Below are 14,469 nucleotides of genomic sequence, written 5' to 3'. Positions count from 1 at the left end.
GCCATACTTATGAAAGAACAAGTAATTGAGCGATTAATACGTTATGCAAAAATTGATACACAATCAGATTTCACAAGCGAAACTACTCCTTCTACACCAAAACAATTTGATCTGTTACATGTTTTGAAAGATGAACTTGCTACTGTAGGCTTAACAGACATTACATTAGATGAAAATGGCTATTTATTTGCGACACTAGAAGCAAATACAGACAAAGATATTCCAACTATCGGCTTTTTAGCACATGTGGACACAACTACGGATTTTACGGGAACAAATGTTAACCCGCAGCGCTTAGATAATTATGAAGGTGGAGATATTCAGCTAAACAAAAACTTAGTGATGTCACCAACTGATTTCCCTGAGCTTCAAAATTACATTGGTCAAACACTTATTACGACAGATGGTACGACATTGTTAGGAGCAGATGATAAGGCTGGTATTGCTGAAATTATAACAGCTATGGAATACCTTATCCAAAACCCAAGTATTAAGCATGGTAAATTACGCGTGGCGTTTACACCTGATGAGGAAATCGGCCGTGGCCCACATAAATTTGATGTGGCTGCATTTGGAGCAGACTATGCCTATACAATGGATGGTGGACCATTAGGTGAGCTACAATACGAAAGCTTCAATGCTGCTGGCGTAAAGGTAGTCACAAAAGGAACAAGCGTCCATCCTGGATCTGCAAAAAATAAAATGGTCAATGCCATTACAATGGCTATTGCCTTCCAAAATGAAATGCCTACAGAAGCAGTTCCTGAAAAGACTGAAGGTTATGAAGGTTTCATTCATTTAATGGGCTTTAAAGGGGCTATCGAGCATGCAGAGCTATCGTATATCGTTCGTGACCATGATCGTCAAAAATTCGAAGAGAAAAAACAGTTAATGCAAGATGCTGCAGCCAAAATTCAAGCGCAATTTGGTGAGAATGCTTTAAGCATTACTATCGAGGATCAATACTATAATATGGGCGAAAAAATCGAACCTGTAAAAGAAATTGTGGACATCGCTCGTGAGGCTATGGAAAAATTAGATATTACACCAATTACCCTACCTATACGCGGTGGTACTGACGGCTCACAATTATCTTATATGGGCTTACCAACACCAAATATTTTTGCTGGCGGCGAAAATATGCATGGTAAATTTGAATATGTATCTGCTGAAACAATGGAAAAGGCAACACAAGTCATCATTGAAATCGTTCAGCTATTTGAACAACGTGCAGAATAGTTTATCTTGTGCCAAAGTAGTTCTTTAAGGGACTTGAAATATAACGGAGAAAGGTTAGTTCCTTTCTTCGTCGTTTTTTCTATATTAATTACTGAATATTCTAATTACATAAAGAATTTGAGTGATGAACTCAAATCGAGGTGATCATAATGAAAGAAATTGCTATAGGCATAGTAGCTTCCCTTTTTTTTGCTGTAACATTTATTTTAAATCATGCCATGGAAATGCAAGGTGGTAGCTGGCTATGGAGCGCGTCATTACGCTATTTCTTCATGCTACCTTTTTTACTTATCATTGTGTTTTATCGCAGAGGCTTTTCACAATTATCTAATGAGATAAAAGTACAGCCTACAGCTTGGCTTCTTTGGAGCTTTGTAGGATTTGTCTTATTCTATGCACCGTTAACCTATGCCGCTGCATTTGGCCCAGGCTGGTTAGTTTCTGGCACTTGGCAATTTACCATTGTTGCTGGCGTATTATTAGCTCCACTCTTTATGACAGTTATTGCTGGCAAAAAAGTGCGTCAAAAAATACCATTCATTTCCCTTCTAATCTCATGTGTCATTTTAGTAGGTATTTTACTAATCCAAATACCTCAGGCACAATCGGTTTCATTTAAAAGTTTAATGCTAGGGATTTTGCCTGTCATCGTCGCTGCATTTGCTTACCCTCTCGGCAATCGTAAAATGATGGACGTCTGTGGAGGGCGTATCGATACCTTCCAACGTGTTCTTGGTATGACAATCGCTTCGATGCCAGCATGGATTATCATGGCTATTTATGCCCTGTTCACAGTTGGCCTACCTTCAACAGGCCAGTTATTCCAATCATTACTTGTGGGTATTAGCTCAGGCGTCATAGCAACTATTTTATTTTTCATTGCAACAGATCGTGTAAAAGATCATCAGGGCAAACTAGCAGCGGTTGAAGCGACACAGTCAACAGAAATTCTTTTTGTCATTATTAGTGAGGTAATATTATTAGGTATTCCATTCCCTAACTCGATTGCCCTGGCAGGTCTAGGTGTCATTATTGTCGGAATGCTACTGCACAGTTACTACACAATGATTCTTGGGAGAAAAAGTACTGCCCAACAAACGCTGTCTTCCTAACAGCTCATTTGGAGGGCTGTTTTTTTCTTGGCAGTATGAAAATTGAAACGTCTGCCCCACAGATAAATTCAAAAAAAGACGACTCCATTCTATAATAGAAAGAGTCGTCTGAGATTTTCACGTTCCCAAAAAATGAGGGGGGTTTTAGGAGCGTAATCATGAACTAGCAAACTTCTGGAGAAAAGTAGCTAAAGTTCATCCTCTCTACACTGTATTGTAGTGGAGGAATAATCTTTATACGATAATGATAATCATTATCAATTAAATTGTCAACAATAATCTAATAATTTTTTAAAAAGATTTTTTTAACGAACGGCGGTACTGCCATTGCTTCAATTGAAAATGTAAAAAGCAACCTATACAAAAACCTGCTATAGCAATGGAAGAAGCTATTGCTACCATTGCCGTAAAGATATGACCTACTACCTGCCAATTTAATAGATAACCTAACAAGCCACCCGTTAAACAAAAGCTAGCTATACTCGAATTAAATTTTTGTTGCTGTGCATCCTCTGGTATATAGGTAGATGGAGCTTTTTTGAGAAACAAACTCCCAAACCGAATAATGGGGTTATAGTTAAAGAAGACACCCAATAAATTCGCAACCAATGGAATGGCTAAAATCCATATAATTCCTGTAATCCATGTGGCGATCACACTTAATAGTATCGTCCATTGATTAAGTCGTACCAGTGGTCTAGGAATTGCATGAGGCAATTACACTTTAAAACCCACTTTTCTTATATGTTTAATGTATTTTACTATATGGCATTCCATTTGTGAAGCAAAAATGATTACTTTATAATTGAATTACGAAAGCTCTTAAGAAAAGGGGATCATCATGCCAGCTTTAACGATGGATCAAGTTCAACAATTAAACTCCTATAGTATTTATACAACGGAACCAAAGCGAACGTTATTTACTTTAGCTGATATACATAAAGACTTTTACCATCCTGATTTTTTAAATCTCATGATGGGTATCACGGACGCCGCTACGGAAACTGCCGCGATTTCTCACTTCGCACGCCGCTATGGGATGTTTTTTGCTATGCAGCTTTATATGCTCGCCGCTTATGACGAGGTGTGGGATGGAAAGCCAATTGAATTACGCTTCGATGCTGCCAAGGAATTCAACAGCTTTACAGTCGCTATGTTTGTTAATCCTAATGATTGGCGCTATGTTGAGGAGAATGAACGTCAGGTGGTCATTGAAAAAATTCTATACGATGGTCATGTGATTGTTCAACAACTTCGAAAAGTAACTTCAATCTCCCCTCTTACTATATGGGAAAATTTCTTTGGCTATTTACTATGGCATTATCATATTTTACTATCGAACCCTGGCTTAGCCGATCAAGCTATGGACGATATAGAAATATTGGAGGACCCTAAAACATGGGCACGCTTCTCTAATAAATCTTGGTGGGCACAATATACAGGGGGTCTAAGTCCAACAAATTTAGTCAATGTCCCTGTCCGTAAATCGTGTTGTTTTTCGAAAGATATACCGGGATTAATGGCATGCGGATTTTGTCCAATGAAGAAATAATAGCAAGACAAAAAAAGCCTTAACTTCCACAAATACATGTGAAAGCTAAGGCTTTGTATGTTATTTTTCGTATACTACAAACCAATCATTATTTTCCGCATACATAGACGTACCAAGAAAGCCTTGCTTCAAAAGCTGCTGTTGTGCCGCTGTATCTTTCATGTTGATTACTTGTTTTTCTGTCAATAAAGGGAGCTCTTGACGTAAATCCTTAAAGAATATATAACGTAGTTTGTCTACATATTTAATTTTTAATCCTTTAATAACAAGGTCTTGAGCGAACTTATCCTTTAAGCTCGGAATATTTAATGGCTTGACTGTTGAACATACATAATCGTATTTTTCCACATCGATGTTACTCATCACTATTGTCGCTAATGTTTTTTGTAAGCCGTAGCCACGGTACTTTGGTGAAACATTAGAAATCTCCTGATATAAAACTCGATTAAATTCGCTCTCAGGAATTCCACAATCATACCCAAGATGTTCCTCATCAATAGGAGGATTTAATAGGGCACGGAAGGCAATCAATTTCTCACCTGCATAGGCGCCTATCATCATACCTTGTCCATTTAGAATAAATTCGAATTCCTCGGTGCTCAATGGCTGTAAGATGCTTTTATCAGCTAAAGCTTCATAAACCTCCACCTGCAAGTCTTCGATTTGTTGTAAATGTTGAATTGTTAACTCTGTGACAAAGTATGGAGTCTCTCCTAGCATACCTTCATATATTTTTTCCATGTTTCGCCTCCTTAGGCTGTGACAACAGTTGAAAACTTACACAATTCCTTCATAACAGCTTCGTCTACATCAATACCGAGACCCGGTTGTTCATTTAAACAGATAAAAGGAACATCATAATGAAGATTACCCACATCTTTTGAGAACTTCAATGGCCCTGTCAATTCAACACTTGTCATAATTTTTTTAGAAAATGCTACATGGAAACCTGCCGCAGAGCCAACAGAGGACTCTACCATGGAACCAACTTGACATTCAATACCAGCCATTTCTGCCATAACTGCTAGCTTCATTGCAGGATAGATGCCTCCACATTTCATTAATTTTATATTTACTTTATCTGCAGCACGCTTGGCGATGATTTCACGCATTTCACGTACTCCTCGAATCCCTTCATCAATCATTAGAGGTACATCAGATTTTGACTTAATCTCAACCATTCCATCGATATCTTCACTATCAACGGGTTGCTCTAACCAATCAATATTTAAATCCTTCATTGCACGTAAGCCCTGTAATGTAGTTGCAGCATTCTCCCACCCTTGGTTGACATCTACTCGGATGGCGATATCTTCACCTACTTGCTGTCTTACTGCTTTAATACGAGCAACATCACGGGTTACCTCTGTACCTACCTTCATTTTAAATGAACGATACCCCATCTCTACACGCTTCGCAGCCTCTTCAGCCATTGCCTCGGGCGTTCCAATACTTAACACATGTGTAATAGGGAATTTTTCATGATAACGCCCACCTAAAAGCTGATATACTGGAACTCCCAATGCTTTCCCAGCAATATCAAAGCAAGCAATATCAATAGCTGCCTTTGCTGCCGGAACATCTTTTACAATCTTATTCATTTTATCGTGCAATTTTTCAAAGGCCATGGGATCTTCACCAATAACAGCAGGTGCAAGATGATGTTGAAGCACAGCATATGTACTTTCCCATGTTTCACCCGTTACATGTTCATCAGGAACCGCTTCACCATAACCTACAATACCAGTATCAGTTGTTACTTTTAAAATAATAGAAGGCATTGTATCATATGTAGCATAACTAATGATAAATGGATCAATTAGCGGTAAATGTATAGCATAAATTTCTACTTGTTGGATTTTCATAATAATCAGTCTCCTTCGTCGTTATATACGTCGCTAATACGTCGCTAAATATTTAAAAAAATAGAAAAGGAACGATGCCCATGTCTACGAAAATAGCGATTATTTGTTCTAAAGCATTTATGAAGCGTATTATTAGTATCGCACAAAATATAGACAATATTCAATTAGAATTTTATCTATACAACCACCCCTCTGAGGCGCCAATTTTAATGAAGCAAATTAAACCATGTGATGCTCTTTTATTCGGAGGTACATTACCCTTTTTACATGCTCAATCTCTCCTACCGAAAATACCAATACCTTGGAATTATATAAAACAAGATGAAACAACTATCTCTACAACTCTGTTATCACTAGTAGCTAAACATGCTATACCAATCAATAGAATTTCAATTGATGTAATGAATCCAGCATTTGTTGATAATGTTTTAACAGAAATTGACTATAAGGGTCCGAAGCCACATATTCAACATATTTCTATTACAGAACCCACAGAACATATTCTAAAGCGTCACATTGCGCTGTGGAATACCAAAAGCATAGATTTCGTGATTACAAGTATCCACAGTGTTTTTGATACATTACAAGCACATCAAATACCTGCCATGCGCATGATAGATGCCACGAATTCTATTATTCAATGTCTCGAAGAAACCAAATCAAAATCACTTTTAACAAAATCCGAATCATTTAAGGCCGTAGTTGGATTTTTAGAATTCCCTACTGATTCTTCCATTGATTCAGCTATTTTAAATCAAATTGCGAAGGCTACCTTTTCAACATATAAACAAATTTCATCACAAACCTTTGAGCTTTATACAACTGCTGGCCATTTACAAAATGCACTTGTAAAGGAAACTTTAAAAGAGCTTATTAAACAAATTGAAATACCAATTAAACTAGCCTTCGGGTATGGTCACTCCATGTTAGAAGCCACCCGAAATGCTCAGCATGCTTTAACATTTTCGAAACCATTTGAGATTTATATTCTGGATGAACATAAAAACCTTTTAGGTCCCTTTCCCAAATCAGAAGGTAAATTATCTTTAAAAACAGATGATCCTTATGTATTACAAATGGCCAAACTCACAAGCTTAAGTCCATTAAATATTTCTAAAATCATCAATTTTAGTCATGAAAGGCAATCCGCACAATTTACATCGCAGAATCTTTCAGAATACCTACAGGTTACTAGACGTACAACTGAGCGTATTATAAAAAAATTAGTAGATCAAGGTTACGCTAAGGTCGTTGGCGAAGAAATGACACATCAACAGGGTCGACCTCGCACCATTTATGAATTAAATTTCGCCACCTATTAACCAATTATATAAAAGGAATTCTCGTAAATGCTAAGCATCTACGAGAATTCATATGATTAATCAACCATTACCATATTATCAGTGTTTTCCATTTCTTGTTCCTTTTTACGTTTCTCTGCTTCCGCCATTTCTTCTGGCGTTAATTTAACAATAGCAAAACCAATATATCCATAGATGATGGAAATAATAGGTACCATGAAATTAAGAATGGCATATGGTGCATACTCCATAGCGCCTACACCCAATGTCGCTAAAATAAACACACCACAAGTATTCCATGGGAAGAAAACAGATGTTAATGTTCCCCCATCTTCTAAAGCACGAGATAGATTTTTAGAATGTAGGCCTCGTTGCTGATAGACACCTGCAAACATCCGTGAAGGGACTACAATTGAAATGTATTGCTCTGAACACGTTGCATTCGTTGTGACACACGCTGCAATTGTTGAAGCAATAAGGCTCCCCGTAGATTTAGCAAACTTCATGATTACATTCATAAGGGCTTTCAACATCCCTGAATATTCTAGAATACCACCAAATGTCATCGCCACAATGGTCATTGAAACCGTATTCATCATAGAATCTAAACCACCACGGTTAAATAAATCATCTACCATGTGATTGCCTGTCGAGATTTCAAATCCGGCTTGTAATGCTTGTACAGCACTTGCAGCCGAACCGCCTTGTACAAAAATTTGTAGTAAGAAACCTGATACAATCCCAATAATTAAAGCTGGAATTGCTGGTACTTTCTTAGCTACTAAAACAATAACACCCACTGGTACAAGTAATAGTAAAGGAGAAATAACAAAGCTTTCTTCCATCACTTTTAACGTTGTTAAAATTTCTTCTGATTTCATCGAAACATCTGCAAATTTTCTACCCAAAAATCCGAAAACAACAAGTGAAATAATTAACGCTGGAATCGTTGTATAAAGCATATGCTTAATATGTTCAAATAAATTTGTACCTGTTAAACCAGCTGCCAGATTCGTTGTATCTGATAATGGTGACATTTTATCTCCAAAGTAAGAACCTGAAATAACCGCACCGGCAATCATAGCTGCTGGAATACCCATACTTAAACCAATACCCATGCCTGCGACACCGATTGTCGCCATCGTCGACCACGAACTACCAATAGCTAATGACACGATGGAACATAAGAGCATAATTGTTACTAAAAACCACGCTGGAGATATTAGCTTTAAGCCATAGAAAATCATCGTTGCTACGACCCCGCCGCCAATCCATGCTCCAATTGTCAAACCTACTAAAATAATAATGACAATGGCAGGTAATGCCAAACGTATCCCCTTATACATCATTTCTTCAATTTCAGACCATTTGTATCCATGCATTTTGGCAACAATTGCTGCTACAGTTGTGCCGACAAGAAGAGGTACGTGAGGACTTTGCTCTAAAACAACTACTGTAATCAACATTGTAATAATCATAATTGCAAAAGTTAGTAGTGCCCAGCCCGCATTTATATCCTTTTTCATTTTTCCATCCCCTTTTTTTGCACCAAATCCCTTTTCGGTTTTTCAAAGACGCAAATAATTTTTTACGTTTTTTAGCTTAATATTCAAAAAATTAAAAGTCAACGCAAAAAAATTATGCTTCTCTAGCAAATCCCTTTGTTTTAGGGCAATAAAACGCTTTCAAGTAGCAATAAAAAGCTCCGCAAACCCTTGAATATCCATGCATTTAAAGAAATGTTCATGCATTTAAAGAAATGTTCATGCAAAAAAAGCTATATGAAAAAATTATTGCATTTTTCATATAGCTAAAAAAATATTTTTTTATTCAGGTTTTTTTTCTAATACGCAGGCAAGTACTTTGGCAGCATCCATTAATGCGCTACGATCAAATGTCATTTTAGGATGGTGCAATCCTGGTGTTAAGTTTGCCCCAATTCCAATCATTGCCGCTTTTAATTCTGGCTTCTTCACGGTATAAAAATGGAAATCATCACTGCCTGGAGTCGTTATTTCATCTGCTAAATATTCCTCGCCCAATGCTTGAACAATTGCCTCTTTCGCCATTTTTGCAGCAATTGTTGACACCTCCGCGCCTGGTGTGAAATCAAGCCACTTCCAATTCATATCAATTTCAAATTGTTGCTGAATTGATTTTAAGCCAGACTCAATTTTGTTACGAAGTAATTCAAGTTGTTGATTATGCTGTGCTCGAATGTCCATCGAGAAACTAGCATTCCCTGGAATAATATTTGTACTACCGCCATCCGCTATAATTTTTGTTAACTTGGCAGAATGTGGCTCAAAAGGCGATAGATGAATACTGTTTAGCATTTGTTGAACAGCCATAATGACATCAATAGCATTTTTCCCTTGGTGCGGTCTCGCCCCATGAGCGTCAATTCCCTGAATAGTCCCATCTAGGAAATAGGCAGCACCATGATGAATAGCTGGTGAAACTTTACCAAGGGGTAGCTCTTCAATAGGTCTTAAATGTACACCAAATAAATGTGATACTCCCTCAACAGCTCCTCGATCAAAAGCAGCGACTGCACCATTCCCTAATTCCTCGGCAGGCTGGAAAATAAAACGGACGCGATGTTGCAATGGTTGATCTTTAAGTAGTAATAATGCGCCAAGCACCATAGTCATATTAGCATCATGTCCACAAGAATGATTTGCCTGCCACTTCCCATCTACTTCTTGCCATAAAGCATCAATATCAGCACGTACCGCAACAACTTCTTCACCTGCTCCAATTTCTGCAATTAATCCAGGTACATCCCCAAGCAAGCGATAAGAAACATTCAATTCGTCTAAGATTGACGCTAATTTTTTTGTCGTCTCGAACTCCTTCCAGCTCACTTCAGGGTATTTGTGAAAATGTTCAAACCATTGATGCATTGTTTCTTCTAATGTTATAGCTTTTGACATAACGACACCTCTATACGCATTTTTGTTTCTCATTATACATGAATCTATTTTATAAAAGTATATACGCAGTAAGACCCATTAATATGAAGTAGCTTAATAAATTTATATGCCACTTAAAATTGCAAGGACACAAAAAAATGGACTATGTTAAAAGTTATTATCTCTTTCAACATAGCCATCAAGTATTTATTATAAACTTGTAAAAAATCCTTCTGGATATTCCTCATATTGCACGATTGCTAATGACTCCTCATTTCTTTCTTCCTCTTCCTTACGGTCAAATTCTTGATCCATTAAGTATGTCTCAAATTTAGAATTTAACAATTTACCCATTGTATCACCCCTCTTTTATTTAATTGAATTTTCTGATAAAAGAATTATACAATAGGACTTCGATAAAACGCAACAAATTATACTCATTATGCATTATTAATATAAAATCAATCTCATTTTTAGAACAATCGAGATACAAATTATTCCTTTTAATTCCAAATAATAAAAAAAGTCTGCCTATTAGCACCTGACTGAAACCGTGGGCCAGCTATTATTAGAGCAGACTACTATTGTATTACATCAAAAATTTACGATACAGTCACATCCGTTTTGTCATTTGTATGATCATTGTGACTACCCTTTTTATGGGATAATACTTGAATCACAAACATGACAATAAAGATGCCTAAACCTACCCAATCCGAGAACTTCTCTGGATAAATAAGTAATAAACCAGCAACTAAAACAATTATTCTTTCAAACCAGTACAGTTTACGGTACCAATACCCAATAACACCCGAACCGATGGCAACCATTCCTGTAATAGCAGTAAATACAACCCATATTATTTGTGGTACTGTCGTATCAATCATTAATAAAGACGGTGAAAAGACAATCATATACGGTATAATAAATGCCGCAATAGCAAGCTTTGCTGAATTCACACCTGTTTTAATAGGATCGCCACCTGAAATACCTGATGCTGCAAAGGCGGCTAACGCTACAGGTGGTGTAATGTCTGCAATAATACCAAAATAGAACACAAAGAAGTGAGCCGATAGTAATACAACTAATGGTACTAACTCTTGCGGTGTATTCGGCGATAATAATGCTACAATCGCTGGAGCTGCGATTGTCGATGTAATCACATAATTTGCGGTAGTTGGTGCACCCATACCAAGTATAAGTGAAGCAATCATCACAAATATTAATGTCAAGATAATACTACCACCAGCCAAAGCTACTAAACTATTGGCTAGACTTAAACCAAGTCCTGTTTTTACAACAACCCCTACAATAATCCCTGCACAAGCTGTTGCTGCCACTACACCTAACGCAGTACGAGCACCTTCGACCAATGCCTCTATCACGTCCATCGGTTTAAGCCGTGTATCCTTATTAAACATAGCAACCCCTATGGAAATAATGATTCCATACAATGCAGCATGCATAACAGGTGTCCCCGTTAACATTAGTACGATAATCGCAACAATCGGTAATAAAAGATAGATTTTCTTAAATACTTCCTTTCGATTAGGCATTTGATCGTCTCTAAGACCTTTTAAACCAACTCGTTTTGCTTCAAAGTGCGTCATAATCCAAATACCTGTAAAGTATAGAAGGGCTGGAATAGCTGCCGCCTTTGCTATATCCCAATACGTAATGCCACGACCAATAAACTCTACCATTAGGAAAGCCGCCGCCCCCATAATTGGTGGCATTAGCTGACCACCAGTTGACGCTGCCGCTTCAACTGCACCTGCAAATTCTTTACGATAGCCTAGTTTTTTCATCATCGGAATCGTATAGGAGCCTGATGTTACGACATTGGCTACAGAGCTACCCGAAATGGTACCTTGTAGAGCACTAGAAAAGACTGCTACTTTTGCTGGGCCGCCTATTAATTTACCTGCCAACGAAACGGCTAGATCATTAAAATACTGACCGACCCCTGTTTTCACTAGAAAGGCTCCAAAGAGTAAAAATACGAATATAAAAGTGGCTGACACACTAATTGGGGTGCCGAATATCCCGTCTGTTGTAAAATACATAAGGTTTACAATACTCTCTAAATCCTGTCCTCTATGTGCCATAAATGCCGGAAAATACGGACCATAATAAGCATAGATTAAAAAACATGCTGCAATAATCGTAATTGGAAGCCCGACTGCGCGACGAGCGGCCTCAAGCACTAATAAAACAGCAATAAGACCTACAATAAAATCCATTTGTGTTATAGAGCCATTGCGATTCACAAGCTCAGTATAGTTCATAGACCAGTACGACCCTACCCCTATTGAAAGCAAAGCCAATAAATAATCAAACCATGCAATTTTGTGCTTTGGTGCTTTTTTACGAGCAGGGAATAGTAGAAAAATAAGTGTCAAACCAAAGCCTAAATGGATAGTACGTTGGATTTGTGCTGGGAATTGCCCGAAAATGGCTGTATAAAGTTGAAACAAAGAGAATGCTAAAAGACCATAGAAAATGACATGCCTCATAATACCTGTTACAGTTCTTACGTTGGATTCAATATCATATTTTTCAAGTATAGCTTGTTGCTCTTCAGCAGAAATTTGCTCGAATTCTTCTACTCTTTCTTTCTTTGCTTTTTCCTGTGTTGTCATTTCATCCTTACTCCTTTCCACTGTTCATAAAGAGATAATTGCCTTATTTCAAATAAATAGGATTTTCCCCTTTGTAAATCTTTTTTTAAATCATATTCCACGCCTTCATAGTTGAATACCAAATCTACATCCAAATCGCCAATTAAAATGGTAAAATTGTCAATGACTCGATGATCATCAAATTGAAGAACATATTTGCCGTCCCTTTCTATAAATGTTTGGCCCTCCTCGGCATAGCCTGGCATACCTATTGCTAAATCTTCATATTCCATCTCTAACATCTTAATACGATTTCCCTTTACATGTTGATAGGATTCGAATACATCTGAATTATGTATGGAATGGGTATATCTAATTTGAAATTTTTCATTTTCAGTAATTGGTATGTAGTATACTCTCGGATTTGCCGTGCGCGTTTCTGTAAAGGTGAATACCTTTTGAAATGGAAGAATAACTACACTAATTAAGCAGAAGATTACTAAAATGACTGCAATACTAACTTTCCTCTGTTGCATTTTATCCTTCTCCCTACTTTAAAAGCTACTCGCCTATACTCACACCTTATAGTAGGAAAAAGACTCGAAGCTTTACGCAATTCGAGCCCCTTCATATTTTAGTGATAGTTTAGACTATTTCTTCTCATCAAAGTATTTTTGAGCACCTGGATGAATGTCAATACTTATACCATCTAAGCCTGTTTCAGCTTTTATAAATTTACCTTTATCATGAGAAATCTTATCAGTATTATCATAGATAGCTTTTGTCATAGCATAGACAACATCCTCTGGTAGTTCTTTTTTCACTGCTAGCATAGCAAGAACTGAAACCGTTTCTGTATCTTCTGCAATACCATAAGTCCCTGCTTTTACTGTATCCTTTGCATAATAAGGATATTTAGCAATTAATTCATCCGCTTTACCTGCATCTACACCAACTATATTTACTTTCGTTGTAGCATTTAACGCTTCAACTGCACCTGTTGGTGTACCTGCAGTAATAAATGCCGCATCAATTTGACCTGATTGAAGTCCATCTGTCGACTCCCCAAAATCTAAATTTTGAGCTTTAATATCATCCATTGTTAAGCCATGAATCTCTAGTAATTGCTCGGCATTCGCATAAGTACCAGAACCAGGTGCCCCTACAGACACTTTTTTCCCTTTTAAATCCGCATAAGTCTTAATACCTGTTGCTTCTGTAGTAACTAATTGGACTGTTTCAGGATAAAGGGCACCTAAAGCTGAAATTGTATCAATTTTCTTTCCATCGAACATAAGCTTTCCTTCCGTAGCATAGTAAGCAATATCCGTTTGAACAAATGCAATTTCGCCTTTACCTTCTTGCAAAGCAGTCATATTGGCAGCAGATGCCTGAGACACCTCAGCAGTTGTTTTAATATCTGTTTCTTTCGTAATGAGATCAGCAAATGTACCTCCAAGTGCATAATAAGTACCTTGTGTTCCACCTGTTAATAGACTTAAAAACTTGGGCTTTTCGGATGACTCCGAAGCATTCTCGTCCGTATCCTTAGAGCCACTTCCGCCATCTGTCCCACATGCTGCTAAAATCATAAGTGCAAACGCACTTAATAAAAGCAACCATCTAAATTGTTTCTTCTCCATCGTTCTCCCCCTCATTGAGTATAATAATTACAATCTATATAAAATTAGCAAATTAAGTATTATTGTGTCAATTATTTTATAGTAAATTCTGAATATTATATTTATACAACTGTTGATCATTACTATTAATTTTCAAAAATAGTTTATTATTTAATTAACCTTTTTTTACCTATAAAAAACATATAATTTCTAAATTCAAAACCGTATAAAAAGTGCATATA

13 protein-coding genes are annotated in these 14,469 nt (G+C 37.1%); 4 read left to right on the top strand and 9 right to left on the bottom strand.

The features are described from left to right. Positions 1-9 precede the first annotated feature (9 nt). Together pepT and MKY80_RS01810 are read left to right on the top strand one after the other, a co-directional pair. Complete coding sequence (pepT, locus tag MKY80_RS01815; RefSeq protein ID WP_008176232.1) at positions 10-1,239, top strand: peptidase T; 1,230 nt, start codon at positions 10-12, stop codon at positions 1,237-1,239. A gap of 149 nt (positions 1,240-1,388) precedes the next feature. Next, entirely contained in the window at positions 1,389-2,351 is a 963-nt protein-coding gene (locus MKY80_RS01810; protein ID WP_342531702.1) for a multidrug resistance efflux transporter family protein, read from the top strand. A gap of 291 nt (positions 2,352-2,642) precedes the next feature. Here MKY80_RS01810 and MKY80_RS01805 read toward each other — a convergent pair whose 3' ends face one another. Continuing rightward, positions 2,643-3,068, bottom strand: coding sequence for a DUF4395 domain-containing protein (locus MKY80_RS01805; RefSeq protein WP_342531700.1), 426 nt, complete (start codon positions 3,066-3,068; stop codon positions 2,643-2,645). Between the two features lie 124 nt (positions 3,069-3,192). On the opposite strand from MKY80_RS01805, the gene MKY80_RS01800 reads away from it, so the two are divergent. Continuing rightward, complete coding sequence (locus tag MKY80_RS01800; RefSeq protein WP_008176238.1) at positions 3,193-3,903, top strand: hypothetical protein; 711 nt, start codon at positions 3,193-3,195, stop codon at positions 3,901-3,903. A gap of 60 nt (positions 3,904-3,963) precedes the next feature. On the opposite strand, the gene MKY80_RS01795 is transcribed toward MKY80_RS01800, so the two are convergent. Next, positions 3,964-4,644 (bottom strand): N-acetyltransferase, encoded by a 681-nt coding sequence (locus tag MKY80_RS01795; protein WP_090002422.1) that lies wholly within the window; start codon positions 4,642-4,644, stop codon positions 3,964-3,966. 11 nt (positions 4,645-4,655) lie between these two features. Then, entirely contained in the window at positions 4,656-5,768 is a 1,113-nt protein-coding gene (locus tag MKY80_RS01790) for a dipeptide epimerase (RefSeq protein ID WP_090002420.1), read from the bottom strand. Positions 5,769-5,848: 80 nt separating this feature from the next. Here MKY80_RS01790 and MKY80_RS01785 point away from each other — a divergent pair, with 80 nt between their 5' ends. Continuing rightward, entirely contained in the window at positions 5,849-7,090 is a 1,242-nt protein-coding gene (locus MKY80_RS01785) for a hypothetical protein (protein WP_342531694.1), read from the top strand. A gap of 56 nt (positions 7,091-7,146) precedes the next feature. Here MKY80_RS01785 and nhaC read toward each other — a convergent pair whose 3' ends face one another. The 6 genes from nhaC to MKY80_RS01755 all read right to left on the bottom strand — a co-directional run bounded on the left by nhaC (position 7,147) and on the right by MKY80_RS01755 (position 14,248). Continuing rightward, positions 7,147-8,595, bottom strand: coding sequence for a Na+/H+ antiporter NhaC (gene nhaC, locus MKY80_RS01780; RefSeq protein WP_008176244.1), 1,449 nt, complete (start codon positions 8,593-8,595; stop codon positions 7,147-7,149). Between the two features lie 300 nt (positions 8,596-8,895). Continuing rightward, positions 8,896-10,005, bottom strand: coding sequence for an amidohydrolase (locus MKY80_RS01775; RefSeq protein WP_342531691.1), 1,110 nt, complete (start codon positions 10,003-10,005; stop codon positions 8,896-8,898). Positions 10,006-10,194: 189 nt separating this feature from the next. After that, entirely contained in the window at positions 10,195-10,338 is a 144-nt protein-coding gene (locus MKY80_RS01770; RefSeq protein WP_008176247.1) for a hypothetical protein, read from the bottom strand. A gap of 248 nt (positions 10,339-10,586) precedes the next feature. Next, the gene (locus tag MKY80_RS01765) at positions 10,587-12,626 is read right to left on the bottom strand and encodes a TRAP transporter permease (RefSeq protein ID WP_008176249.1); all 2,040 of its coding nucleotides are present in this window, start codon (positions 12,624-12,626) and stop codon (positions 10,587-10,589) included. Then, a complete protein-coding gene (locus tag MKY80_RS01760) occupies positions 12,623-13,141 on the bottom strand; it encodes a DUF1850 domain-containing protein (RefSeq protein WP_089985936.1) in 519 nt (172 codons plus the stop codon). Before MKY80_RS01760 ends, MKY80_RS01765 begins: the two co-directional genes overlap by 4 nt. Before the next feature lie 114 nt (positions 13,142-13,255). After that, complete coding sequence (locus MKY80_RS01755) at positions 13,256-14,248, bottom strand: TAXI family TRAP transporter solute-binding subunit (protein WP_089985935.1); 993 nt, start codon at positions 14,246-14,248, stop codon at positions 13,256-13,258. Between the last annotated feature and the right edge of the window lie 221 nt (positions 14,249-14,469).

Origin of the sequence: Lysinibacillus sp. FSL R5-0849, from assembly GCF_038595075.1 — a bacterium.
Classification (GTDB): domain Bacteria; phylum Bacillota; class Bacilli; order Bacillales_A; family Planococcaceae; genus Lysinibacillus; species Lysinibacillus fusiformis.
Note: the sequence above shows the minus strand (reverse complement) of the source record. Positions and strands in the feature narration are given on the sequence as shown.

Excerpts from the sequence above, each read along its gene's own strand:
- pepT (WP_008176232.1), top strand. The coding sequence starts at position 10 with ATGAAAGAACAAGTAATTGAGCGATTAATACGTTATGCAAAAATTGAT.
- MKY80_RS01810 (WP_342531702.1), top strand. The coding sequence starts at position 1,389 with ATGAAAGAAATTGCTATAGGCATAGTAGCTTCCCTTTTTTTTGCTGTA.
- MKY80_RS01800 (WP_008176238.1), top strand. The coding sequence starts at position 3,193 with ATGCCAGCTTTAACGATGGATCAAGTTCAACAATTAAACTCCTATAGT.
- MKY80_RS01795 (WP_090002422.1), bottom strand. The coding sequence starts at position 4,644 with ATGGAAAAAATATATGAAGGTATGCTAGGAGAGACTCCATACTTTGTC.
- MKY80_RS01790 (WP_090002420.1), bottom strand. The coding sequence starts at position 5,768 with ATGAAAATCCAACAAGTAGAAATTTATGCTATACATTTACCGCTAATT.
- MKY80_RS01785 (WP_342531694.1), top strand. The coding sequence starts at position 5,849 with ATGTCTACGAAAATAGCGATTATTTGTTCTAAAGCATTTATGAAGCGT.
- nhaC (WP_008176244.1), bottom strand. The coding sequence starts at position 8,595 with ATGAAAAAGGATATAAATGCGGGCTGGGCACTACTAACTTTTGCAATT.
- MKY80_RS01775 (WP_342531691.1), bottom strand. The coding sequence starts at position 10,005 with ATGTCAAAAGCTATAACATTAGAAGAAACAATGCATCAATGGTTTGAA.
- MKY80_RS01770 (WP_008176247.1), bottom strand. The coding sequence starts at position 10,338 with ATGGGTAAATTGTTAAATTCTAAATTTGAGACATACTTAATGGATCAA.
- MKY80_RS01765 (WP_008176249.1), bottom strand. The coding sequence starts at position 12,626 with ATGACAACACAGGAAAAAGCAAAGAAAGAAAGAGTAGAAGAATTCGAG.
- MKY80_RS01760 (WP_089985936.1), bottom strand. The coding sequence starts at position 13,141 with ATGCAACAGAGGAAAGTTAGTATTGCAGTCATTTTAGTAATCTTCTGC.
- MKY80_RS01755 (WP_089985935.1), bottom strand. The coding sequence starts at position 14,248 with ATGGAGAAGAAACAATTTAGATGGTTGCTTTTATTAAGTGCGTTTGCA.